This is a genomic window from Larkinella ripae (assembly GCF_054780775.1).
This window is the reverse complement of record NZ_BAAGVR010000022.1, coordinates 817,632-843,633: the sequence shown is the minus strand read 5'-3', so window position 1 is coordinate 843,633 and position 26,002 is coordinate 817,632. Positions and strand designations below refer to the sequence as shown.

Genomic DNA, 26,002 nt, shown 5'->3' with positions numbered 1-26,002 from the left:
ACGGGCCTGCTTACTCGACCGTAAACCGCTGAATCCATTCCGCCACGGTCGCGTTGGTCAGGTTGAACAGCAGGTTGGGAAACAGCCCGAGCAGCAGGGCCAGGGCCGCCAGCGGAATGAGCATGAGCCGTTCGCGGGCGTCGAGGTCGGGGAGAGGTCCGATGGTTTCCGTGCGGGTCCAGAGCGGGCCGAAAAACATGCGCTGAAGCGTCCAGAGAAAATACGCAGCCGCCAGAATGATGCCCAGCGTGGCCACCGCCGTCATCCAGCCGGGCAGCCAGAGGGATTGAAAACTGCCCATCAGCGTAAACAGTTCGCCGACAAAACCGGAAAAACCGGGTAGCCCCAGCGAAGCAAAAAAGGCAATGGCGGTCAGGGCCGTATAACCCGGCATGGCGCTGGCGAGTCCGCGGTAATTGTCGATGCGCCGGTCGTGGGTGCGGTCGTAGATAACCCCGGTCAGCAAAAACAGCATGGCCGACAAAACGCCGTGACTAGCCATCTGATACACCGCGCCGTTGATGCCTTCCGAGGTCAGCGAGGCAATGCCCAGCAAGACAAACCCCATGTGCGAAACCGACGAATAAGCGATCATTTTTTTCAAATCCACCTGCGCCAGGGCGTTAAAACCGCCGTAGACAATCGAAATGACGCCCAGGGCGGCCAGCAGCAACGCGTATTCGGCGGCCCCGTCGGGAAACAGGCCCCAGCCGATCCGCAGAAAACCGTATCCGCCAATTTTCAGCAAAACGCCCGCCAGCACCACCGAGACCGGCGTTGGCGCTTCGACGTGGGCGTCGGGGAGCCAGGTATGCACGGGCACGACGGGTAATTTGATGGCAAAACCCAGGAAAACGCAAAGGAAAGCCAGCATCCGCGACGGAATCCCAAACAGCACGACTTCACCCGCCGGGCCTAAAAACGAATTCGGCAGGTAATTGCCCCCGTGGGCCATGTAACGCAGATCGAACGTGTGGACGATCTGCTGCGCCGGAAGTTTGTAGTCGGCCAGTAAGTACTGAACCTGCCGAATCAGTTCGTCGGTAGCCTCGGACCGGTCGCTGATCAGGCCGGCCTGGAGGGCGGTTTCGACCGGATCCATCACCGACAGATACAGGCTGATCATCACCAGCAGAATAAAGACCGAGCCGGCCAGCGTATACAGAAAAAACTTGATGGACGCGTATTCCCGGCGCGGACCACCCCATAAACCGATGAGAAAATACATCGGCAGCAGCATGAATTCAAAGAACAGGAAAAACAGGAAAAAGTCGAGCGCCAGGAAACAGCCGATGACGGTGGCCGTCAGCAGCAGATACAGCGCGTGGTAGGCCTTCAGTCGTTGGTCAATTGTCCAGGAAGAAATGGCGCCGACCAGCATCACCGCCCCCGACAACAGCACCAGCGGCAGACTGATTCCGTCGATACCGACCAGGTAATCAATCGAAACCCGGCCGAGCGACCCCAGCGACAGGCTGATCCAATCGGCGCGTTCGAGCAGTTGGTAACCGGCCTGCGTGGGGTCAAAAGCCGCATAAACCGCCCCGCAGACCAGCAATTCGAAACCGCAAACCGCCAGCGTAATCCATTTATAACTCTTTTTCAGGCTGTCGGGTAACAGAACCACCAGCAGCGAACCCAGCAATGGAAAAAAAATGAGTGATGACAGCATAGTAGGGTGTCGGTGCCGGCAAGGGCACCAACTAGATCAAAAACCAAAGAATTAATAACAAACCGACCACCGCGCTGGCTATGTACGACTGCACCCGCCCATTCTGCACCGAACGGGTCAGGTTGCCCAGCCGCCGGGCGAGCCACGACGCCCCGTTGACCAGCCCATCGATCAATGCCCGATCGACCCAGGCGATGATGTGGGCCAGCACCACGTTTCCCATCGCCATCCGGTCCACCTGCTTGTCGATAACGTTCCGGTCGAAGCGGTAGGAAAACCGGGAAAACTGCACGAACGGCCAGACAATGAACCGCTTGTAAAAACCGTCGAGGTACCAGTTATACACCGATAACCGGCTCAGGGAAGTTGATTCCGTTAAAACCGGCAGACGCCAGCCCAGCCCGATGCCGACCGCAGCGACGCTGACGGACAAAACCGCAATCCAGAGGTGTTCTTCGGGTTCGCCCGGCGGAGGGAAGACGCGGAAAAACCAGCTATGCCCGGCGGAAAACGGATTGCCGGCAAACACAAAACCGATGGACAAAACCGCCAGCAGCAAAATGGGGCCAGTCATCAGTCCGCCGGATTCGTGGACGGCCGGGTGCGCGGGCTCAGTCGTGCGGGGGTCGCCGAAGAAAACCAGCTTTCCCTGCCGGGCCATGTAACAGGCCGTCAGACCGGACGATAAAACCGCCAGAACCGGGATCAGATACGCCCAACCGCCCTGTTGTCCGGCCCAGCCGAACGCACCGGTCAGGATGGCTTCTTTGGACAGAAAACCGGAGAACAGGGGCAAACCCGCCAGCGCAGCCGCGCAGACCGCCCAGCCCGCAAACGTCAGCGGCATGGCTTTTCGCAAACCGCCCATCCGGCGCATGTCCTGCGTATGGACGCCGTGAATGACCGAACCGGCCGCCAGAAACAAACCGGCTTTGAAAAACGCGTGGGTCGTCAGGTGAAAAAGCGCGCCGGTTGCGTTGCCGGTTCCCATGCCCACCACCATCAGGCCGAGCTGCGAAACCGTCGAATACGCCAGCACTTTTTTGATATCCGTTTGAAACAAGGCCGAATAAGCCGCCATCCCCATCGTGACGGTGCCGATGAGCGTAATGATCAGCAGGGCGTCGGGGGTCAGCAGGAAGTGGATGCGGGCCAGCAGGAAAATCCCGGCCGCTACCATCGTGGCGGCATGAATCAGGGCCGAAACCGGGGTGGGGCCTTCCATCGCGTCGGGAAGCCAGGTCGTGAGCGGAAACTGCGCCGATTTGCCGATGCAGCCGCAAAACAGGCAGAAACCGGTCAGCGTGGCCAGCGGGCCGTTGGCTACAAACAAGTCCGGGAGTTCGGAAAAGTCGGTCGTTCCGGATTGAAAGAGCAGGAGAAAAATGCCGAGCAGAAAACCGGCGTCGCCGATGCGATTCATGATGAACGCCTTTTTGGCGGCCGCGGCCGCTTCCGGTTTTCGGAACCAGAAACCAATCAGCAGGTAGGACGACAGCCCTACCAGTTCCCAGAACGCGTACAGGATAATGAGGTTTCCGGCCAGCACAATGCCGAGCATGGAGCCGATGAACAGACTCAGAAAACCGAAATACCGGTAGCGGTCGCGTTCGTCGTGGAGGTAAGAAATCGAGTAAAGCTGCACCAGCAGGGCGATGAAATGCACAATGACGAGCATCAGCACCGTCAGGGCGTCGATGCGGAACGTGACGGGCACCGAGCGCCCCGGAATCACGAGCCATTCCGTGCGGAAGGTCAGGATTTCGGAGCCGGTTTGGGCGGCCAGCCAGCCCGACACACCCAGCCCGACCAGCGTCAAAACCGCGGCCGCTCCCCCCACCCAGCCGTTGCTGCGCCGACCGGCCAACAGCCACGCACTGCCGCTTAAAAAAGGCAGCAGCAGGAGAAGCCAGAGGAGGTTTTGGACGGTATTTTCGTCAAGCATCGCGCAAGATACGTGTGGATGGTCGGCGGGGCAAATATCCTGAATAAACCGGCCAATAAAAATAATTGGTTACTTTTATGGGTCGTTAGTCGAGCTACTAATGGTCAGGTTTTTATAAATTTGATTCGGTTTCACTTACTCTCATATTCCCATGGCTGTTGCAACCACCCAATCAACTGAAAATTACAGCATGAATCTTCCGTGGACGGAGTCGCCTTTTTTTCGTCAGGAATTGAAAAAAGCGAATTTAAACCCGGAGTTGGAACGCATCGTTACGCAGTTTGCCGAAAATGGGTTTGTCGTCTTCAATCCCGAAATCGACGGAGCGGTTCTGGACAAGGCGCTGGAACTGCTGGAGCCGAAGCACGTAGCCGTGAAGGACGACCGCATTCAGGATGCCTGGAAAGAAATTGAGGCCGTAAAGCATATTGCCACTGCTCCAAGGGTGCTGGAGGTGCTGCGCGTTCTTTACCGCCGGGAACCGATTCCGTTTCAGACGCTGAATTTTAAGTTGGGAACCCAGCAGCGAACGCACAGTGATTCGATGCACTTTCACTCGATTCCGCAACGGTTTATGTGTGGGGTGTGGGTGGCGCTGGAAGACGTCCGCAACGACAACGGCCCGCTGCATTATTTCCCCGGAAGCCACAAACTGCCTTTCTATGACTTGTCGGACATCGGCATCCGGGCAACCTCGGCCAAAAGCCTGAACGAAGCGTACGATAAAACGTATCCGAAATACGCTGATTTTCTGGAAGATCTGATTGAAGCGCAGAGTCTGAAAAAAGAGATTCTGAACATGAAAAAAGGCATGGCGCTCATCTGGGCCGCGAATTTGCTGCACGGGGGCGAAAAAATCCTGACGGCCGGCTCGACCCGCTACAGCCAAGTGTCCCACTACTTTTTTGAAGACTGCGTCTACTACACGCCCCTGCAATCGGATATGCCGCTGGACAAATTGTACCTGCGCCAGATCACAAACATCCGGACCGGTGAGAAGGTCGTCAATAAATACATCGACGAATACATCAACCAGGAGAGCGAAGGCTACGCGATGCGCGTGACCATTCCTTCGGCCGTCCGGCGGATTGGCGGAATGCTGCTGAAGCCGTTCCGGAAATTGCTGGGAAAATAAGGCGGTTTTTGTAACCGTTCTTTTCCGGTAAAAACATCCGGCTGGAAGCGGCCGGTTTTTGTCGCGATTGTGTGCAAAATATTAAAACTATTTTCATAGAATATTGTAGTTTTAATACGTTTTATAAAGAGTACCGCACACACCATCAACATTGGAAGATCGCTTCACGCATACCGACGAAATTTACTGGCAAGCGATTCGGATGGGGGATAAGGCCGCACTGGGAGCGCTTGCGACCCGGCACTATCGCCCGTTGTTCCATTATTGTACCCGGTTTACCACCAATCACGCGCTGATCGAAGACTGCCTGCAGGATCTGTTTCTGGATTTGTGGGAAAAGAAAAGCACGCTGACGGCCGTCCGCTCGGTCAAGGCCTATCTTTTCACGGCCATCCGGCACAACATGCTCCACCGCGTCCGGCGCGACCATCTCTTTACGACGCTCGAAGAAACGAACGAATCCGAAGACCCGGTTTTTAATCCCGAAAACCGGCTGCTGACCCACGAATACGAACAAACGCAGAACGACCTCCTGAAACAGTCGCTGGACCGGCTGCCCCGCCGGCAACGCGAAGCCATTTACCTGCGCTATTACGAAGAACTTTCCTACGAGGAGATCGCGTCCGTGATGGGCCTGACCCGGCAAGTCGTTGCCAATTACCTCCAGCACGCTCTGGAGACGCTCCGAAAATACTGCCGGAATGTATTGCTAACGGGTCTAACCGGTATGCTGATGGCGGTTTTGGTCAACTGAAACCGCTTCGTTTGTCGGCCCCCGTTCGCGGTTTTGGGCCTGCCGGCCAAAATTCATTTTATGGAAATAGAAATCGACTGAGCGGGCGTTCGCCTGATCGTTCAGCCTTTTCGGTTCTATAAATGCAAATATGATTTATTTTTTATAATTCTCTTCTGCTGTACCAAAGTATTGAACTACAGGGATTTAAACTAGATTTTTGGCGCTATTAAGCCTCTTGTTCCGGCCGCTGCCTCTTCATTTTGAACAATCCCAAGACATTTTCGTACTAAAACCGTTTAAGGCAGACAGCCCGGACTGTTGCCCGGCGAATGCTGCTCCCTGCGCCTGAATCCGAGCTTTAAATTTTCCTTAACCAGTCGCCTATGACAAAAAACCGCATGTGAAAAAGAAAGGCCGGTTGACGCTGGGTGCCCCTGCAAATCAGCGCAGCAAGGTGTGAAAACCGGTCGGGCTGTTGAAAATCATTTATCCGATTTCCCTATGAAGACTACTTTATGGATTTGTCGCCGTCGGCGGACCCCTGTGTCGGCTCTGCGGTTCGTAAGCCAGCCTTTTCTGGCTATTTTACTCTTTTTTGCCGCGCTACCATTCGGCGTAACCGCCCAGTCGCAAGCCGTCACCGGGCGGGTTCTTGATGAAAAGGGCCAATCGTTGCCAGGTGTAACGGTTTTACTAAAAGGCACCAGTACCGGCGCCACTACCAACGCGGAGGGCAACTACACGATCAGCGTGCCCGGCGGAGATGCGGTTTTGACGTTCTCCTTTATTGGGTATGCCTCGCAGGACGTGGCCGTCAACAACCGCAGCACGGTCGACGTTACGCTGGCGCCAACGGCAACGGCCCTGGACGAGGTGGTGGTCATTGGTTACCAAACCGTGCGGAGACGTGATGTAACCGGAGCCAATGCCGTGGTGAATCCAACCGACGCCAGCAAAGTGACGGCCCAGTCGCTGGCCGAATCGATTCAGGGCCTGTCGCCGGGCGTAACCGTGCGCAACACCGGCGTGCCGGGTCAGCAGGCTTCCATCCAGATCCGGGGCGTTGCCAGTTTTCTCAATACCGACCCGCTTTACGTCATCGACGGAATGATTGCCGATGCGAACCCGACCATCAACACCGACGACATCGAATCGATTCAGGTGTTGAAAGATGCCTCGGCTGCGGCCATTTACGGCTCGCGGGCGGCCAACGGCGTCATTATCATAACCACCAAACAGGGCAAGGAAGGTCCCATCCGGGTTTCATTTTCGGGAAAATACGGGGTGCAGCAGGTTTATAAACGCTGGGATGTGATGGATGCCGCCGGTTTTGCCGCGCTCCAGCGGCTGCAATACCAGAATTCGGGCAAGACGCCCCCGGCCAGCGTGGCAACCGGCACGTTCAACCCGAATATCGACACCGACTGGCAGGATCAGGTGCTGCGTACCGGCAATTTGCAGGACTACAACCTGACGCTTTCGGGCGGCACCAAAGCCGGAACCTACCTGATTTCGGGCAGTTATTTCAACAACGCCGGCTTCGTCCGGGGCAGTGATTTCAGCCGGGCCAGTCTGCGGATCAACACCCGCAGCGAGTTCGGGCGGTTTACGTTCGGCGAAAACCTGGTGCTGACCAACTCGAACGGCAACAACATTCCGGGCGGCATCAACCCGATTTACGACATGGCGAGCAATCTGCCCGTTATTCCGGTGCAGGACCCCCGGTTTGTGAGTGCGGCCAATCCCGGCGGCTACGGCATCGGGACCTACCCCGACGCGGTTACGTACGCTTTCAATCCGGTGGCGGCCCGCAATCTGGCCACCAACAAATCGAATTTTGCCAAGCTAGTCGGGAACGGTTTTCTGGATTTCAAATTCACCGACTGGCTGACCTACCGCTTCAATGCCGGGCTCGAAGTCAGCTTCGATTACATTCAGAACCTGCGCCGGATCGGCACCTTCCAATACAATTCGGCGCCGGTGCCCAGCTCGGTTTCCGAAGATCGTTCCCGGTATCTGAGTCTGCTGTTCGAACACACCCTGAATTTTAACCGGACGTTCGGGTTACACAACCTCAACGGGGTGCTGGGAATCAGCCAGCAGACGACCCGGCGCGACGTAACGACGGGCGGACGCACCAATCTGGCTTTTGCGGGTGGTCAGTATTTCAACACAATCAGCTCGGCAACGGGCGTTTCGACCTCGGCCGGCGGCACGCCCGACGATTACCGGATTCTGGGCTACCTAGGGCGGATCAATTACACCTACAACGACAAATACCTGGTGACGCTGACGGGCCGGGTGGATCAGGATTCGCGGTTTGGGGCCAACTACCGAACCGGTTTTTTTCCGTCAGTGGCGGCTGCCTGGCGGATCAATCAGGAGGAATTTTTTCAGGCCGACTGGGTGAGCGAACTCAAACTGAGTGCGTCGTACGGAAAGCTGGGCATTGTGGTGCCGGCCCTGGGTTCGTTTCCCTACACGGCGTTTATCAACACCAACCCGCGCGCCATTTTTGGCGTCGACCAGACCGAAAGTGTGGGGGCGTATCAGGCCCAGCTGGCCAATCCCGACCTGCGCTGGGAAGAACGCGTTCAGCAGAACTACGGGCTGACGGCCGGTTTTTTCCGCAACCGCCTGACGGCCGAGATCAACGTGTACAACTCGCTGTCGTCGGATGCCATCCTGAACCTGACGGTGCCGGGTTACCTGGGCAACCTGCGCGGCAACCCCTACGTCAACACGGCCTCGATCCGCAACCGGGGCATCGAGTTTTCGGCCACCTACCGCAACAGCGAAAACGCGCTGAAGTGGGATGTGTCCGGGAATTTCACGACCATCAAAAACCGGGTTGAAAACGTCGGCAATCAGGGCCAGAGCATCAACTACATCATCAGCGGCAACACCCGTTCGCAGGTTGGCAATCCGGTTGGGCAGTGGTTTTTGCTGAAAACGAACGGGTTGTTCCAGAGTCAGGAAGAAATCAATAATTACAAGGGTCCGGACGGGAAGCTGGTTCAACCCGACGCCAAACCGGGTGATATTCGGTACGAAGACATCAACAACGACGGGCGCATCGACGCCAACGACCGCCAGTTTGTTTCGTCGCCCTGGCCAACGCTGCAGGCGGGTGCGCAGTTCAACGCGTCCTACAAACAGTTTACGCTGAACATCCAGTTGGTGGGCGTCTTTGGCTATACGGTTTACAACGACGTTCGGCGCGGGCTGGACAGCTACCAGTTGACCAACTTCCGGGCCGATGTTAATCCGTGGTCGACGACCAATACCGGCACGGACGATCCGCGCATCGGGGTGGCCGAGGGTGATCAGGGTATTATTTCCAATAACCTGGGCTACAGCGATCGCTGGCTGGAAGATGCTTCTTACGCCCGCGTGCGGAACGTGGAAATCGGCTATACGCTGCCGCGGGCGCTGCTCAGCCGGGCCAAAATCCGGAGCGCACGGGTGTATGTCAGCGGCCAGAACCTGTTCACGGTGACGAACTACTCGGGCCTGGACCCCGATATAACCGGCGCAAACATTCAGGAACGGGGTGTCGATAACGGCCACTGGCCGACGCCCCGCGTGGTATCGGTCGGTGTGAACCTCGATTTTTAAGCCAGCCCCATGAAGAAACGTATCATGAAAAATAGCCTTATTTCCTTCGCCGTGGTTGCGGCTCTGACGCTGGCTGGTTGCAGCCGGAATCTGGACATTGTCAATCCCAATCAGGTCACGACCGAATCGTTCTGGAAAACCGCCGACGATGCGCTGGCGGGTGTCAATGCGGTGTATAGCACGACCCACCGGGGCGGTATTTCGCGCTGGATGCCGTTTTATTACATCATTCGCTCCGACGAAGGCCGGAGCCTGAGCCCCGCAACGGACATTGTCAATAACATGGATCAGTTTCTGATCACGGACTACAATTACGGCAACGCCTACGGGGTCTGGAACGACAATTACATCGGCATCAACCGCGCTAATCAGATGATTGCCAACGTGCCGGGCATCGCGATGGATGAAACCCTGAAACAGCGGTACCTGGGCGAAGCCAAGTTCCTGCGGGCCATGTATTATTTTCACCTGGCGACCTTGTGGGGCAATGTGCCCCTGGTTTTAGAACCGGCGGTGGTGGGCGACCGGCCCGCCAGTGCGACGCTGGCGCAGGTTTGGGCGCAGATTGAAAAGGACCTGACCGAAGCCGCGACCGGTTTGCCAACCACCTACGGCCCGGCGGATCTGGGTCGGGCAACGAAAGGAGCCGCGTATGCTTTACTGGCCCGGGCTCAGCTGCAACAGCGGAAATACACCGAAGCGCTGGTGCCCCTGCAGTGGCTGACCGAAGGCGAAGGCAAGGGCATCTACGCCCTGGTGCCGAATTACCGCGACAATTTCCTGATCACCACGGAAAACAACAGGGAGTCGGTTTTTGAGTGGCAGTTTGAACTGAATCCGGCCGAATATACCGACGACGATACCGAAACGCCCAACCAGAATTACGGTACCTCGCTCGCGCAGTTTTTCGGTCCCAGCGGCATCGGCTGGTCCGACGGCGAAGCCCAGCGCTGGGTGACGCGGGAGTTTAATGAGAAAACAACCGCCGGAGCGCGTGATCCGCGGCTGGAAGCCTCGTTCCTGTACGATTCCACCGACGTGCGCGGGCCGGCTTTTACGGCGATTTACGGACAAACCTTTTTGCAGCGCTACGGGACCAACAACCAGCGCGTGTGGTTTCGCAAGTTTCAGAACGATCACTGGAAAGACGAAGAAGGCTACCGCTCGCCCAACAACTGGCGCTACATCCGGTACGCCGATGTGTTGCTGATGTATGCCGAAGCCCTGAACGCGACCGGAAAAACCGCCCAGGCCTATCCCTTCGTCGATCAGGTGCGGCAGCGGGCGGGACTGGCCCGGCTTTCCACCGCAAAACCGGGTCTGACGCAGGAACAGTTTCTGGCGCAACTCAAGCACGAGCGGATTACCGAACTGGCGGGCGAAGGCCACCGCTGGAACGACCTGGCCCGCTGGGGCGACCTCGGTCCGCAGCTGGCCCCCCGCGATCAGGCTTTTTCGACCTTTGTCAAAGGCAAGAGCGAGCTGCTGCCGATTCCGCAGACCGACCGGGATCTGAATCCCAACCTGACGCAAAATCCCAATTATTAAGCAAGCGTTCGATGGAAACCACCGGTTTTTTCGTTTTAAAAAAACCGGTGGTTTCTGACTTGACGGGTTATGGAAAAACAACGATTTCGCCTTTTAAACCCAAACCGCCTGCTCTGGCTGGCTGGGTTGCTGCTTTTTTTTCAGTGCAAAAATGAACCCGGCGGTTCGCCCGCGCCCGTCGATCCGGTCGATTCCACCACCGTAGCGGCCAACGACCAACCGCCCGCCGATCCAACCGTTCCGGCGCTTTCCATTACCTGGGACAACACCGCCCGGAAGCTTTCGCACGATGTTCCTTTTGCCGAGTACGGCCGGGTTCACCGCGTCAAAGGCGATACGCTGCTGCTGACGTACCACTGCGGAGATCGGGAAAACTACTGGGACAACATCGCCATCCGGCGCAGCACCGACGGCGGCACCACCTGGTCGGCGGCCGAAATTCTGATGGCCGACACCGATCCGAATTACTACGGTTTTGCCAATCCGGAACTGCTGGTGTTGCAAAACGGCGATGTGATGCTGGCCTTTACGGGCCGGGGAAAACCGGACGACAACGCCCACGGCAACATTCAGATCCGGATGAGCACCGACCGGGGCTGGACCTTCGGCGCCCCGCGCATCGTCGCCACGGGTCGTTCCTGGGAACCCGCCATGGTGCAGTTGCCCGACGGAGAAATTGAGCTGTTCTATTCGAGCGAAGCCGCCTGGTGGCCCAGCGCGAATCCGCAGCAGGAAATTCTGATGGTGCACTCCACCAACAACGGCCAGTCGTGGACGGCTCCGGCGCATGTGGCCTATACCGAGGGCATGCGGGATGGAATGCCGGTGCCGCTGGTGCTGAAAGAGAACAAAGGAATTGTGTTTGCCATCGAGTCGGTCAACAACACGCAGTCGCCCTGGGTGATCTGGTCGTCGGTGGCCGCTAAATGGAAGTACGCGGGCTTCGGCACGGTTGCCAACAACCGCCGTTGGCTGGCGACATCCGGGCGGATTTGGGGGGGCGCTCCGTACCTGGTCCAGTTGTCAAACGGCTTGACGTTGCTTTCCACGCAGGATGCGGGCGGACGAACCATCAGCAGCGACTGGCGGAAAAACACGATGCTGGTGCTGGTGGGCAACAGCGTGGCCAAAAATTTCACCGCCGTTTCGTATCCCTGGCCGAACCTGCCGGTTACTGAGGGGGCGTATTATAGCGCCCTGTTCCTGAAAAATGAAACCACGCCGGTGCTGATCACCACCCGCAACTTTGCCGACGGCCACAGTGAGATTTACTGGAAAGAAGGGCATATTACAAACTAAGGCAGGAGCTTTGTTCATCCATAAAAAACGCCGGTTTTGCCGGCGTTTTTTATGCGTCGGTTGTTTGATTTGCAACCCAATTGATGAGGTTTTCGGCTTCCTGAAGACCGTCCATTGCCACACGGGCTAACGGATTTCCATCGAAGGACATTGACAGATGGCTTCCTCTACCGTGCTCATGCCTCATTAACACTGGCTGATCCTTTTAATTCCACTTGCTGCATCCGAAAGGCGGATTTCTCTAGCGGAATGCAAGCAGTTTACAAAGTTGCCTATACCCATAAAAATAAAAAATTTCAGGTAGGGGATTTGAACAGTTTACTAATCGGCCGGGCTCAGGAACGCCAGCATCACCAGCACAACGGCCAGCGTGGACGCCAGGGTGCGAACGGTATTCAGCCGGTTCCACGGAGCTTCAAACTGCGTCCGGTGCCGGGCAATTTCGTCGGCGGAAGCGGACAGCATCTGCACCGAATCGAGTTGGTTGTTCAGCGGAATATTGCCAAAAACCGTCACCCCGAACGTGCCCACGAGATACACCAGCGAAGCCGCCACCAGCCACCAGAACCGCATCGAGCGGGCTTGGTTGTAGTGCAGCCCGGCGCTGAGAGGCAGCAACAGGGGCGCGCCAAAGAACGCCAGGAAAAAAACCGGGTTCTGAATGGCCCGGTTGATGGACTGAAAAGCGGCTACGTATGCGGCATCGGACAAGCGGCCCAGTCCCAGATTGACCGAGCACGAATACGCGTAGAAAAGTCCGGCCATCAACGCCGTCGAGGTGCCGGCCAGGACCAGAATCAGGTTTGCCAGTTTCATTGGTTTTGCGGTTTGTTCGTGACAAAACTAGGGCGGTTTTTCAGCGCGAAATAGAACGAAACCGACAACCGCCTACGAAACGTGCGGTTTTGCTGATTAAAACCGGGATCAAATGACGGTTTGCTGGATCAGTGTAATGCGCTATGGATCAGTATTTTATTGTCCGCTTTAAATTTTATCACTTTTTTCTGAAAAAATTTTACAAAACCACGGTTACTTTTTCCTGACTTCTTCCTCATCGTCGTAACAACGGCCTACCGCCGGTTTTTCAGACCAATCGCAACGACGTGCAACCGCAGGATTTAATCGAAAATGAATCATTTCGACGCTGGGTTTTCCGCCCTACCGAAACCGATGCGGTTTATTGGGGCACCTGGATTACGGCGCATCCTGATAATGGGGTGAACGCCGATCTGGCCCGCCAGTTTCTGCTGAGCGCCCGGGGCGATTTGCCCGGCTTGTCCGACCAAACCGTCGCGAATAACGTGCGCTGGATGCTGTCGGCGGTCCTCAAACAGGAAGAAGAAAGTGGAATTGCGCCGTTGGCTCCGCCGTTTTGGAACCGGCGCTGGGTGCTAACGGGCGCAGCGGCTTCGGTGCTGCTGGCGCTGCTGGGCGGTTTCTGGTATATGAAAAATGCCAATCGATTAACAACCGAAGCCGAAACCGTAGTGCAGCGACCGGTGGTTCGCATGATCGAAATCGTCAATGAAAAACCGCAGGACCGGCTGGTGCGGCTCTCCGATGGGAGTCTGGTGCGGCTGCAACCCCAGGCCCGGATTCGGTTTCCAGAAGTGTTTGCGGCCCAAAACCGGGAAGTGGCGTTGAGCGGAACCGCTTTTTTCGAGGTTGTGAAAAATCCGGCAAAACCGTTTCTGGTTCACGCTAACGCGTTGACTACCCGCGTGGTGGGCACCAGTTTTACGATCTACGCGCCGAAGCAGGGAACCGCCACCCGCGTCGTGGTCCGAACGGGCCGCGTGGCGGTTTATCCGCGTCAACCGGCAGCCGCTCCGCAGACGCCCACGGCATCGACGGTTTTGCTGACGGCCAACCAGCAGGCGGTTTATCACCCGGGCGACGCCCGACCCGCCAGGGAAGAAGTTGCCCGGGCCGAACGGATTGCCGTCAGCCGGTTTTCGTTTCGGCGCACACCATTGGTTCGGGTATTTCAAAACCTGGAGCAAACGTACGGAATCCGCGTGCAATACGATGCCAGTGCCCTGGCGCACTGCACGTTGACCGCGCAACTCGACGACCAGTCGCTCTTTGAGAAACTGGATGTTATTACGGCCAGTACGGGAACCCGCTATGAATTGACGCCCGACGGAACGATCCGGATTCGGTCCGGCAGCGGCTGTCAGTAACGGAAAACGATTGCCTACAACCACACAGGATACCATGAAAAAAAGGATACTTCCCGTACGCAGATTTCCGGAACAATGGCTGAAAACCGGGCTGACGGCCCTTTTTCTGCTGATGCTGGTCCATACCGGAATGAGCCGCCCCGCGACCCGCGAAAATCCGCTGAAACGCCCGATTACGCTGGCGATTTCGAATCAGTCGATGGAAACCGTGTTGCAGCAGGTGGAAAAAGCGGCCGACGTCACGTTTGCCTACAGCTACGAAATCATCCGCGCCGACCGGCGGGTGAGCCTGACCGTTCGGAATGAGCGGCTGGGAACCATTCTGAGTACGCTGCTCGATCCGATCAACATCAGCTACGAAGTGGTGGGGAACCGAATGATCGTGCTTAAAAAGAAACTGGCCGAACCGGAAGGCGTCAAATCCGGCAGTGCCAACACGGCGCTGGACCGGCCGGAACCGCTGCCCACCGAACCGGCGGAACCGCAGGCCGTCGACAAAACGGTTTCGGGTCAGGTTGTCGATGAAAAAAACGAGCCCATGCCGGGCGTTAACGTGGTGCTGAAAGGCACGACCTCCGGCGGCACCACCGACGGCGACGGCAACTACCGGGTCACGGTGCCCGACAACGGCGGTACGCTGCAATTTTCGTTTATCGGGTATCTGACGCAGGAAACCGTCATCGGCAACCGCACCACGGTGAACATCAAGCTGGTGGTGGACGACAAAACGCTGTCGGAAGTGGTGGTTGTGGGGTACGGTACGCAGAAAAAAACCGACCTGACGGGGGCGGTTTCGACCATTTCGTCCAAAGACATCGACCGTCTGCCGGTGGCCGGGATCGACCAGGCTTTGCAGGGAAAAGCGGCCGGTGTGCGCGTAACCCAATCGACCGGGGCGCCGGGCGAGGGCGTGGCCGTCCGGATTCGCGGGGTCGGGACCATCAACGACAACTCTCCGCTGTTCATCATCGACGGGGTTCCGACCAAAGATGCCTTCAACGTCCTGAATCCGACGGATATTGAAAGCATGTCGGTGTTGAAAGACGCTTCCTCCTCGGCGATTTACGGCGCGCGGGCGGCCAACGGCGTGATTGTTGTGACGACCAAACGCGGTAAGAGCGGAGCGCCCCGCATTGCGTTCAACAGCTACACGGGGGTTCAGCAACACGGCCGGCTGATTCCGATGGCGAATACGGCCGATTACGTCCGGATTTTTAACGAATCGGTGGTCAATGACAACGTGGGGGTGGATAACCCCAGCCTGCAACGACGGCCAATTCCGGCGGATGCGCAACTGGCCGATACGGATTGGCAGGAAGCCATTTTTCGGCCGGCCATGATCCAGAATTACCAGTTGTCGATCAGCGGGGGTAACGAAAAGTCGCGCTACCTGTTGTCGGGCAATTACTTCGACCAAAAAGGGATTGTTCTCAATTCGGCGTACAAGCGCTACGGGTTGCGCACCAGCGTCGATACCGATATAGCGGGAAAGGTAAAAGTCGGCACCAACCTGAACCTGACCTTCTCGGATCGCGACATCATCGGCAGTTCGGGCGACGGCTACGGCGGCAACGGCGGGAGCATTGTCCGGTACGCGCTGTTTCGCTCACCCGCCATTCCGGTTTACGACCCAAACGGTAATTATTCGGATTTGCCGTCCAATCCGGCGCTCTACGGCGATGGCTACAACCCGGTGGGACTGGCGGAAAAACAGGACAACAAAGAACGCCAGTACAGGGCGTTTGGGAATCTGTACGGCGAGTGGCAGGTGCTCAAAAATCTACGGTTTCGGTCGGATGGCGGAATGGACATCAACATCATCAACCGGAAAACCTTCAACGAGAACTGGGGGACCAACAACCGCATCAACAGCCCGGCTTCGCTGGTGAATCAGGTCGCCCTGATCAGTACGCTGAACTGGAACAACACGTTGACCTACAACCGCATCTTCAGCGATGTGCACGATCTGTCGGTGTTGGTCGGAACGGAAGCCATTCGCAACGTCAGCCGGACGATCGGCGGCTCCGACCGCAACTACATCGATCAGGTCGAAAACCTGCGCTACCTCGGCCGGGGCATCGACCCGACGGGCAAAACCAGTTTTGAAGGCGACTCGCGCTGGGCCTTGTTCTCGCTCTTCGGGCGGGTCAATTACACCTACAACAGCAAATACCTGTTCTCGGCCAACATCCGGCGCGATGGTTCGTCCCGGTTTTCGGCGCAAAACCGCTACGGTACCTTTTTCTCCGGTTCGGCGGGCTGGAACATCGACCAGGAGGAGTTTTTCAAGCCTTTATCTGATGTGGTTTCCCAGTTGAAACTGCGGGCCAGCATCGGACAGCTGGGCAACCAGGACATTGGTAATTACCCCTTTGCTTCGATTGTGGCGGGTGGGTATAACTATCCGCTGGGCGATCCGGCCCTGACCCAGCCGGGCTACACGATCGTCAGCCGGGGGAACACGAACGTGAAATGGGAGTCGTCGACGCAAACCGACATTGGGCTCGAAGCCGGTTTCTGGTCGAACAAGATTCAGTTGAACGCTGATTATTTCGTCAAAACAACTTCCGATATGCTGATTCCGGTGCCGGTTCCGAAGTCGGGCGGGGCCGCCGGAGCGCCTTATGTCAACGCCGGGAAAGTAGAAAACCGGGGCGTCGAGCTGGACCTGACCTACCAGGACAAAAAGGGGGCTTTCAATTATGATTTCACGGCCAACGTTTCGTTCATCCGAAACAAACTGCTCTCGCTCAGCGACGGGCGGCCCATTCCGGGCGGGCGGATCGACAACGGCGTGTTTGCCACGCTGACCGAGCCGGGTTATCCGATCGGCTCGTTTTACCTGCTGCAACAGGAGGGAATCTTTCAGTCGGAAGCCGACATTTTTACCAGTGCCTACCAGGGCAATACGATTCGTCCCGGCGACGTGAAATTCAAAGACATCAACGGCGACGGCATCATTAACCAGCAGGATCGTTCGCACGTTGGCAGCCCGATTCCGACCCTGCTATACGGTTTGACGGCCAATCTGGAGTGGAAAGGTTTTGATTTGACGGCGTTCTTTCAGGGCGTTTCGGGCAACAAGATTTACTACCAGGTGGCCACCGACACCGAAGGCTTTTACCGGGCATTCAACATCACCCAGCGCGTGGTCGACGACCATTGGACCGGACCGGGCACCAGCAACACCCAGCCGCGCGTGTCGTGGAAGGGCTCGGCCAACAACAAACAACCGTCGACCCGGTTTTTGGAAGACGGCGCCTACACCCGGCTGAAAAACCTGCAAATTGGCTACACGCTGCCCGCCAAAGTCAGCAAGCGGTTTGGCTCATCCAGCGCGCGGGTGTATCTGAGCGGCCAGAACCTGCTGACGTTCACGAAGTATCCCGGTCTGGACCCCGAAATGCAGACGAGCAACAACGTGAACAACGAAGCCTTCAAGGGCGACATAGCCGTCGGCATCGACTGGGGAACGTACCCCTCGGCCAAAATTTACATGATCGGTTTAAACGTAAACTTTTAACGACCGGAAAACCGTATGAAACGCATTCAAATTCTGATCATAGCGGCTGTTTTTCTGGGGGTTACCAGCAGTTGCCGCGATTTCCTGAACGAAGAAGTCCGGGCGGATTATCCCGAATCGGCGTTCTACCAGACGCAGGCCCAGGCGGTTCTGGCGATCAATGCCGCTTACGTGCCGCTGACCTTTTCGAGCGACCGGAACCGGCTCTGGGTCTTTGGTGACGTAGCCTCCGACGATGCCGCCAAGGGCGGTGATCCGGGTGATCAGGCCGACATTGGGCTGGTCGATGAGTTCCAGATTTTTCCGAGCAACGGGCCGGTCGAATCGCAGTGGGGTGAGTGGTACGAGGGCATCAGCCGGTGCAACATCGTATTGCAGAAAGTGCCCCCCATCAATATGAGCGCGGATATTAAAACCCGGATTCTGGGCGAAGCGCGGTTTTTGCGGGCTTTGTATTATTTCTACCTGGTCAATACGTACGGGCCGGTGCCGGTTTTGCTCGAACCGAAAAATCCGGACGAACTCCAGATTGCGCAGTCGCCGGTAGAGGACATTTACACCCGCGTCATTGAAGCCGACCTGGCCGAAGCCATCAAGAATCTACCAGCCACCCATTCGGGTTCGGACATCGGCCGGGCCACGAAAGGAGCGGCTACGGCCTTGCTGGCGAAAGCGTATCTGTACCAGAAAAAATGGCAGCAGGCTGCCGAAACAGCCGCCCAGGTGAAAACCGTCGGCGGCTATGAACTGCTGCCGGTTTACAGTCAGAACTTCGATCAGGATTTCAAGAACAACAAGGAATCCATTTTCTCCGTTCAGCACCTGACCAACCAGGTGCCGTTTGCGGGCAACCGCCTGAACCAGTGGTTTGCGCCCCGGCAGACCGAGAACGGTTATTTTTTCGACGCGCCAACCCCCGGTTTTGTGGCCGAATTTGAGAAAACCAGCGCGGGCGTGGTCGATCCGCGGCTGGACTATACCGTGGCCCGCGAAGGCAAACCGTGGCTTGACGGAACGCCCTACGACCCCACCTGGTCGTCGACGGGGTACCTCAACAAAAAACACCTGCAACCGCTGTCGGAAGTGGCCAAAAGCACGAAAGCCGACGGCAACCTGAACTACGTGATGATTCGCTACGCCGACGTGCTGCTGTGGCAGGCCGAAGCCCTGAACGAACTGGGCCGCTCCGCCGAAGCGCTGACGTTTCTGAATCAGGTGCGAAAACGGGCGCGGGAAAGCTATCTGCACGATTCGACGCTGGATTCGGCGGCCACCGCAGCGGTTCCGGCGGGTTTGCTGCCGAACATAGCCATCACCAACCAGTCGGCCCTGCGCGAAGCCATTTACCACGAACGGCGCGTCGAGCTGGGCTTTGAGTTTCACCGGTTTTATGACCTGATGCGCTGGGGAAAGACCTACGCCGAAACCGCCCTGAAAGATAAAACCTCGTTTAAATACGAAACCAACCGGTATTTCCCGATTCCGCAGAGCGAGCGGGATACCAACAAGGCCCTAAAACTTTAGCTTTTACCTGTTTATTAAACCAAATCAGTAACCTATTTCTTATGAAAAAGAACGCATTTTCAATCAGCAAGTTACTCTGGGGGCTGGCCGCTCTCCTAATGGTACTTACCTTAGCCCAATCCTGTACGAAAGACGATGAGCCCGATGCCATTCCGGTGGACAAAACCAGGTTGAAAGCCCGACTCGACAGTGCGAATGCCGGGTATGCCCTGGCCGTTGAGGGAACCGCCGTCGGTCAGTTTGAAGCCGGTTCCAAAGCCACCTTTAAAACCGCCATCGATGCGGCTACGACGGTGAATAATGATGCGGCTGCCACGCAAACGGCGGTGAACAATGCCTACGTGAATCTGGGACAAGCCGCGACCACCTTCCTGGGCAAAATGGTGCAGGAAATCGCCCCCGCGAACCTGGTGGCCTACTACAAGTTTGACGGAAACGCGAACGATGCGTCCGGCAAGAACAACAACGGTACTATAAAAACCGGTGGCGCTCAATGGGGGGCCGGCACGGTTACACCCGCGAAAGACCGGTTTGGGGCGGATGCCAAGGCGTACCACTTCGACAAAGGGGGCAATATTGAAGTGCCGTATAATCCCGTTCTGAATCCGTCGAAAGAGATTGCCATCAGCATGTGGATTAAGTACGATTCCTCGCGCGCCAGTAACTACCTGCTGGCTCTGAACCGCTGGAACGGCTATAAAGTCCAGTTGCAGGAAGCCAACAAGGTGTTCTTTACGGTAAAAACGACCGCCGGTGCCAAAGACAAGGATGACGAAACCGTCACGCTCGACAAAGGCAAGTGGTACCACATTGCGGTGACCTACAAATCGGGCGATATGAGTTTCTACATCGACGGAACGCTGGTGAAAAGCTGGACGGATGTGACGGGTGATCTGGCTCCGGTTAAAAACACCATTAATATGACCATCGGGCAGGATCTGCCGACCAGTCTCTACAACAAAAACGAGAAAGATGATGCCGACGGCAACAACTTTAACGGGCCCTGGGGTGGCTATTTCACCGGCGACATGGACGACATCCGGATGTATAACGTAGCCCTGAGCAGCACGCAGATCAAGTCGATCTACACGGCGGAAAAAGGGAAATAAAGTGGGTTGTTTCGCGGAGTTGAGCAGACGGTGCCGCCCGAGCGGTTTAAAAGGAGGTAAGCGGAGTTTTACTAAACTATTCTCTGCTTAACTCTGCGAAACCTCGCTTAACTCCGCGAAATAATTTTTATCGCATGAAAACCGCCCGGCTACTCCTCCTTTTACTACCCTTTCTCTTCAGCAGTTGCGAAAACCGCCGGACCGAGCGGTCGCTGGTCTTCTGGTGCTCGAACAATGCCGGAGAGATTACGTTTGCAAAGGAGTTTACAGAACGCTGGCGGCAGGCGCGGCCCGACAAACCGCTGCGTTACCAGCCGATTCCGGAGGGGCAGTCGAGCGAGGAGATTATTCTGGCGTCGGTGGTGGGCAAAACCACGCCCGACATTTACGCCAACATGTGGCAGGGCAGTGTGGAGATGTACGCCAAAGCCGGGGTGCTGGTGCCGCTCGACACCCTGAAAGGATTTCGGGAGTTTCTGAAGACGCGCTGCGACAGCGCCATGATTGCCGAAATCACCTCGTCGGACGGCCACATTTACCAGGTGCCGTGGAAGGTCAACCCGATCATGACCATCTGCAACACCCGGGCGCTGGCGCAATGGAACGCGGCCGAACCGCCCTTCACGTATTCGACCTACCTCAAAGCCGGTCAGCAGTTTAAGCAGGACAAAAACAAGGACGGGTATACGGACCAATGGCTGGGTTACACGGAAGTAAAACCGATCTGGTACCAGCGGTTATTCAATTTTTACCCGCTGTATCTGGCGGCTTCCAACGGGGCTCCCCTGATTGCCACGACCGGAGGACGTCCAGCCCGGGCGGTTTTTAATAATCCGTCCGCGGTGGCGGTTTTCCGGTTTTTGCAGGATTTGTACAAGTACGATTATTTTGCGCGGGAACGGCTGTCGGCGACCCGCGATCCGTTTCTGGCGCAAACCATTGCCACGCAGTTTACGGGCCCGTGGACGGTTTCGTTTCTGGAGAAATTCAAAGATCCCGGTTTTGCGTACGGCACCTTTGCGATGCCCGTGCCGGATAACCACCGGGGACCGGTTTACACGTACGGCGACCCCAAAAACATTGTTATTTTCAACACCTGCCGCGATCCGCAGGCGGCCTGGGAGTTTGTCCGGACGCTCGTCGACCGGCCCGGCGATTTGCGGCTGATGGAGCTGACGGGCCAGTTTCCGCGCCGGAAAAGCCTGGATTCGGATTCCTACTTTGCCGGTTTTTTAAAGCAGAATCCCCTGCTGCTGCCGTTTGCCCAGCAAACCCGCTACATCAAGGGGGTGGACAACAGTGAGGTGATTGTGGAAGTGTTCGACATTATTTCGCAGGAATACGAAGCCTGCGTGATTTATAACAAAAAAACGCCCGAAGACGCGATCCGCGACGCGGCCCGGGCGGTGGATGTGTTGCTGGGAAATTGAGATTTTAAAGTTGTTTCGCAGCGTTGAGCGAGTTTCAATATTTTCTCTGTGTAACGCTGCCAATCTCCGCGAAACAACATATTGAGTATGACTCGAAAAGACAAATGGATTCCGTATGGCCTGGTGGCGCCTTATGTGCTGCATTTTGCGGTGTTTGTGGCGTTTCCGGTGGTGTTTTCGGTGGTACTGACGTTTCATAGCTGGAACATCATCTCGCCGATGGAGTTCGTGGGTCTGGCCAATTACACCCGCCTGTTCAAAGACCGGCAGTTCTGGCAGGCGATTTACAACACCCTGCGGTTTTTGCTGATTCACATCCCGTTGCAGATTGTTATTGCGCTGGCGCTGGCCGAGCTGTTGAACCGGACAATCCGGGGGGCGGCTTTTTTTCGGGCGGCTTTTTTTCTGCCGGTCATCGTATCGGGTGTGGTCGTAACCATTTTGTGGCAGCAACTGCTGGGCTACAACCTCGGCATGCTGAACCGGATGCTGACGGCCATCAGCCTGCCGCGCGTCGCCTGGCTCGATGACCCCAGCGTGGCCATGTATTCGATTGCGGTCATGGTGACCTGGAAAAACGTCGGGCTGTACGTCATTCTGTTTCTGGTCGGTTTGCAAACCGTGCCGGTTCAATACTACGAAGCGGCCGATCTGGAAGGGGCCACGACCTGGCAGAAATTCCGGCACATTACGCTGCCGATGATCAATCCGACCATCTTTACGGTGGTGGTTTTATCGACCATTGGCGGTTTTTCACTTTTTATCGAACCGTACATCATGACCGAGGGCGGCCCCATGAACAGCACGCTTTCGGCGGTGATGTACATTTACCGGCAGGCGTTTCAGTATTACCACATGGGCTATTCGGCCACGCTGGGTTTCTTTTTTGCCCTGCTGATCCTGCTGGTTGTTGCGATTCAAAAGCGCTATGTTGAACAGGAAGTGTAAGCCATGATCGCCCGACTAACCCGATATCTGCTCTTGCTGCTGGCGGCCGTATCGTTCATTTATCCGTTTGTCTGGATGGTGAGCGCGTCGCTGTCGTCGGAGCGGGGGCTGAGTACGCTGACGGTTTTTCCAGTGGAGTTCACCTGGAATAGCTACGTAATGGTTTTTTCGAAAATACCGCTGGGCCGGGCGTTCCTGAACTCGGTGCTGGTCGCCGTTGTCACCACCACTTTGGTCCTGATTTCGGGCGCGATGGCGGGCTACGCACTGGCGCGGCTGCGGTTTCGGGGGCGCAGCCTGATTTTTTACCTGATCATTTTTACGATGACGCTGCCGTTCCAGATTACGTTGATTCCCAACTACATCACGATGGTGAAACTGGGCTGGGTCGATACGTATTTTGCGCTCATCGTGCCGTTCGCACTCAATTCGTTATCCATTCTGCTCTTTCGGCAGGCGTTTACCGGATTGCCGCAGGCTCTCATCGATGCGGCCCGGCTGGATGGTTGCGGGGAGCTGCGCATCATTTTTCAGATCTTGTTTCCGAATATTTTGCCGACGGTTTTGACCATCACCATCCTGACGTTCATGGGGTTGTGGAACGAAGCGCTCTGGCCGCTGATCGTGATTCGTGACGAGCCGACGATGACCATGCCGCAACTCGTCACGCTGTTTTCCGTGGGGGGGCGGGCCGAGGGGCAGTTGGGGGTAAAGATTGCGGCTGCGGTGATGCTGGCCGTGCCGATTGTGATTTTGTATCTGTTTTTCCAGCGGCATTTTATCCGCAGCATGGCGTCGTCGGGGCTGAAAGACTGAGTTTTGAAAATCGTTTAAACCAAAAAAGTGACAATGATAAAACGGCACCTGACTTTTGGACTGCTGCTGGTGCAATGCCTGCTGCTGGCGTTTTCCTGCAAAAAATCGCCTGTTTCGGAGCCGGCCCCGGCAAATCGCCGGGTTAGTCTGGCTCATCTCGAGCACCTTTACCAGACCTTTAAATTGCCGAACGGAGCGGAAGTCGGGACCATTGCCATTTACAGCAACGCGCCCAATTACGAACTGATCGGGGATGAGGATGAAGGCTTTACCTGCATCGACGACGTGGCCCGGGCGGCTTTGTTTGTCCTGCACGAACCGGATCTGGCCACGCAAACCGGCAAGCAGGATAAGCTGCGGAAAATGACCGAGTTTGTGCTCCAGATGCAATCGGACAACGGGTATTACTACAACTTTTTATGGCCGGACCGAACCATCAACAAAACCTTCCAGACGAGCGTAAACCAACCGAACTGGTGGTCCTGGCGGGCGTTGTGGTTTTTGTCCGAAGCCTACCCGTATTACCAGAAAGCCGATGCGGCCCTGGCTACCCGCATCCAAACGGCCAACCAGAAGCTGGTCGCGAACATGATCCGCGACTTTGGAAACAAACCGATGGAAATGAATTTCATTCAGGGCCTGAAAGTGCCGAAGTGGCTGCCCTACGGTTCGGGCACCGACCAGGCTGCCATCATGATGCTGGGTTTGTCGAATTACCAGGCGCAAACCCCCGACGCCCAGGCCGTTAAACTGATTGAGTTGCTGGGCGAAGGTATTCTTTCGATGCAGCAGGGCAACGCCCAGAAGTTTCCGTTCGGCGCCATTCTGAGTTTTGAAAATACCTGGCATGCCTACGGCAGCGATCAGGCGTATGCCTTGCTGAAAGTCGGGAAAGCGCTGAACAAAACCGCCTGGATCGACGCGGCCCGACGCGAAATTGACACTTTTTATCCGTATGTCGTAAAGCAGGGGTTTATGGAGTCGTTCGAAGTGGCGTTGCAGGGAACCGAACTCGTGGCTACCAAAACGTCCCGGTTTGCGCAGATTGCTTACGGGGTTCGCCCGATGGTCTGGGCGGCACTGGAAGCTTACGAGCAGACGAAAGAAAACCGCTATGTGGAGTTGGCCGCCCAACTGACGGGCTGGTTTCTGGGGGCTAATCCGGCCAACGTGAAGATGTACGACGCGACGACGGGCCGCTGTTTCGACGGGATTTCGTCGGCCACGGACGTCAACCGGAATTCCGGGGCTGAATCGACCATTGAAGCCCTGTGGGCCTTCCAGCGCATCGAAAAATACCCGGAAGCCGGGCAATTACTGGACAAATACAAGTAACGGCCATGGCAGAAGTCCGCTTAGAACACATCGCCAAAGCCTATACGGCCGATTTGCGCGTGATTCGGAATGTTACTATTGAGGTCAAAGACAAGGAATTTGTGGTGCTGGTGGGTCCGTCGGGATGCGGAAAATCGACCCTGCTGCGGATGATTGCGGGTTTGGAAACCATCACCGACGGTGAGCTGTTCATCGGCAACCGGCGCATGAACGACGTGCCGGCCAGTGAACGCGATATTGCGATGGTGTTCCAGAACTACGCGCTGTATCCGCACATGACGGTTTTTGAGAACATGGCCTTCGGTCTGAAACTGCGCGGTTTGCCCAAAGACCAGATTCGGGAGCGGGTAACGAAAGCCGCCCGGATGCTCGAAATCGAAAGCCTGCTGGATCGCAAACCGAAAGATATGTCGGGCGGCCAGCGGCAGCGGGTAGCCATTGGGCGGGCCATCGTCCGCAATCCGCAGGTGTTTCTGTTCGACGAACCGCTCAGTAATCTGGATGCCAAATTGCGGGGCCAAACCCGGATTGAGTTGCAGAAGCTGCACCGCGAATTGCAGGCCACCATGATTTACGTGACGCACGATCAGGTCGAAGCCATGACGCTGGGCGACCGGATTGTGGTGTTGCGAAATGGCGATGTGCTGCAATACGACACGCCCCTGAATCTATACAATCATCCGGTTAATCAGTTTGTGGCCGGTTTTATCGGCACTCCGCCGATGAATTTTCTGTCGGGCCGGCTTCCGGACGATGGGCCGTTGCGGTTTGAAAGTCCAAACCGGCAGGTTGTGGTGAATCTGGCCGATACGGCTCCTGCGGAGGCTCTAAAACCGTATCGCGGAAAAACCGTGGTGCTGGGCATCCGGGCCGAATCGATCACCCATCAAGCCGCTGCGGACCGCGCTTTCCACCGGCAGATTGCCACCATCGAAGCCGTCGAGAACATGGGGAGCGAAACCCTGGCTTATTTTTCGATGGAGAACCAGCGGTTTGTCGCCCGGCTCTCGGCAGATCAAAGTCCGGCTTTTGGCCAGGCTGTCGAGCTGTTCTGGGAGGCTGACAAATGCCATTTTTTTGATGCCGCAACCGAGCAGGCAATTCGCTGATGAGTGGAAGGTTTAGCTAAAGTGAGGTTACAATCCCGTTTATTTTCTTCGGCAGGACTTGTAAAACTGAAC

17 protein-coding genes are annotated in these 26,002 nt (G+C 56.5%); 14 read left to right on the top strand and 3 right to left on the bottom strand.

Annotated features, from left to right (window positions below; all coding sequences use genetic code 11):
• Window positions 1-10 precede the first annotated feature (10 nt).
• Both ACYVHX_RS16440 and nuoL read right to left on the bottom strand, forming a co-directional pair.
• Complete coding sequence (locus tag ACYVHX_RS16440; protein WP_460672752.1) at window positions 11-1,672, bottom strand: complex I subunit 4 family protein; 1,662 nt, start codon at window positions 1,670-1,672, stop codon at window positions 11-13.
• Between the two features lie 31 nt (window positions 1,673-1,703).
• Window positions 1,704-3,617, bottom strand: coding sequence for an NADH-quinone oxidoreductase subunit L (gene nuoL, locus ACYVHX_RS16435; RefSeq protein ID WP_460672751.1), 1,914 nt, complete (start codon window positions 3,615-3,617; stop codon window positions 1,704-1,706).
• Between the two features lie 151 nt (window positions 3,618-3,768).
• On the opposite strand from nuoL, the gene ACYVHX_RS16430 reads away from it, so the two are divergent.
• The 5 genes from ACYVHX_RS16430 (at window position 3,769) to ACYVHX_RS16410 (ending at window position 11,953) form a co-directional block, all read left to right on the top strand.
• Window positions 3,769-4,752, top strand: coding sequence for a phytanoyl-CoA dioxygenase family protein (locus ACYVHX_RS16430; RefSeq protein WP_460672750.1), 984 nt, complete (start codon window positions 3,769-3,771; stop codon window positions 4,750-4,752).
• Between the two features lie 151 nt (window positions 4,753-4,903).
• The gene (locus ACYVHX_RS16425) at window positions 4,904-5,506 is read left to right on the top strand and encodes an RNA polymerase sigma factor (protein WP_460672749.1); all 603 of its coding nucleotides are present in this window, start codon (window positions 4,904-4,906) and stop codon (window positions 5,504-5,506) included.
• Between the two features lie 483 nt (window positions 5,507-5,989).
• The gene (locus ACYVHX_RS16420) at window positions 5,990-9,106 is read left to right on the top strand and encodes a SusC/RagA family TonB-linked outer membrane protein (RefSeq protein ID WP_460672748.1); all 3,117 of its coding nucleotides are present in this window, start codon (window positions 5,990-5,992) and stop codon (window positions 9,104-9,106) included.
• A 24-nt stretch (window positions 9,107-9,130) separates the two neighbouring features.
• The gene (locus ACYVHX_RS16415; protein WP_460672747.1) at window positions 9,131-10,654 is read left to right on the top strand and encodes a RagB/SusD family nutrient uptake outer membrane protein; all 1,524 of its coding nucleotides are present in this window, start codon (window positions 9,131-9,133) and stop codon (window positions 10,652-10,654) included.
• A 69-nt stretch (window positions 10,655-10,723) separates the two neighbouring features.
• Window positions 10,724-11,953, top strand: coding sequence for a sialidase family protein (locus ACYVHX_RS16410; protein ID WP_460672746.1), 1,230 nt, complete (start codon window positions 10,724-10,726; stop codon window positions 11,951-11,953).
• A gap of 321 nt (window positions 11,954-12,274) precedes the next feature.
• On the opposite strand, the gene ACYVHX_RS16405 is transcribed toward ACYVHX_RS16410, so the two are convergent.
• A complete protein-coding gene (locus tag ACYVHX_RS16405) occupies window positions 12,275-12,769 on the bottom strand; it encodes an anthrone oxygenase family protein (protein WP_460672745.1) in 495 nt (164 codons plus the stop codon).
• Window positions 12,770-13,056: 287 nt separating this feature from the next.
• Between ACYVHX_RS16405 and ACYVHX_RS16400 the strand changes: the two genes are divergently transcribed.
• From ACYVHX_RS16400 to ACYVHX_RS16360, 9 genes are all read left to right on the top strand, one after another.
• On the top strand, window positions 13,057-14,136 hold the full coding sequence (locus tag ACYVHX_RS16400; protein WP_460672744.1) for a FecR family protein: 1,080 nt from the start codon (window positions 13,057-13,059) through the stop codon (window positions 14,134-14,136).
• Between the two features lie 34 nt (window positions 14,137-14,170).
• Window positions 14,171-17,659, top strand: a complete 3,489-nt coding sequence (locus ACYVHX_RS16395) for a TonB-dependent receptor (RefSeq protein WP_460672743.1) — start codon at window positions 14,171-14,173, stop codon at window positions 17,657-17,659.
• A gap of 15 nt (window positions 17,660-17,674) precedes the next feature.
• Window positions 17,675-19,183, top strand: a complete 1,509-nt coding sequence (locus ACYVHX_RS16390) for a RagB/SusD family nutrient uptake outer membrane protein (protein WP_460672742.1) — start codon at window positions 17,675-17,677, stop codon at window positions 19,181-19,183.
• Window positions 19,184-19,224: 41 nt separating this feature from the next.
• Window positions 19,225-20,292 (top strand): LamG domain-containing protein, encoded by a 1,068-nt coding sequence (locus ACYVHX_RS16385; RefSeq protein WP_460672741.1) that lies wholly within the window; start codon window positions 19,225-19,227, stop codon window positions 20,290-20,292.
• Window positions 20,293-20,426: 134 nt separating this feature from the next.
• Window positions 20,427-21,722 carry an extracellular solute-binding protein gene (locus ACYVHX_RS16380; RefSeq protein ID WP_460672740.1) on the top strand — a complete coding sequence of 432 codons (1,296 nt, stop codon included), beginning with the start codon at window positions 20,427-20,429 and terminating at the stop codon, window positions 21,720-21,722.
• A gap of 87 nt (window positions 21,723-21,809) precedes the next feature.
• Window positions 21,810-22,670: a carbohydrate ABC transporter permease gene (locus ACYVHX_RS16375; RefSeq protein WP_460672739.1), complete on the top strand. Its 861-nt coding sequence runs from the start codon at window positions 21,810-21,812 to the stop codon at window positions 22,668-22,670.
• A gap of 3 nt (window positions 22,671-22,673) precedes the next feature.
• Window positions 22,674-23,486 (top strand): carbohydrate ABC transporter permease, encoded by an 813-nt coding sequence (locus ACYVHX_RS16370; protein WP_460672738.1) that lies wholly within the window; start codon window positions 22,674-22,676, stop codon window positions 23,484-23,486.
• Between the two features lie 33 nt (window positions 23,487-23,519).
• Complete coding sequence (locus tag ACYVHX_RS16365; RefSeq protein WP_460672737.1) at window positions 23,520-24,821, top strand: hypothetical protein; 1,302 nt, start codon at window positions 23,520-23,522, stop codon at window positions 24,819-24,821.
• A 5-nt stretch (window positions 24,822-24,826) separates the two neighbouring features.
• Window positions 24,827-25,930, top strand: coding sequence for an ABC transporter ATP-binding protein (locus tag ACYVHX_RS16360; protein ID WP_460672736.1), 1,104 nt, complete (start codon window positions 24,827-24,829; stop codon window positions 25,928-25,930).
• The last annotated feature ends 72 nt before the right edge of the window (window positions 25,931-26,002 follow it).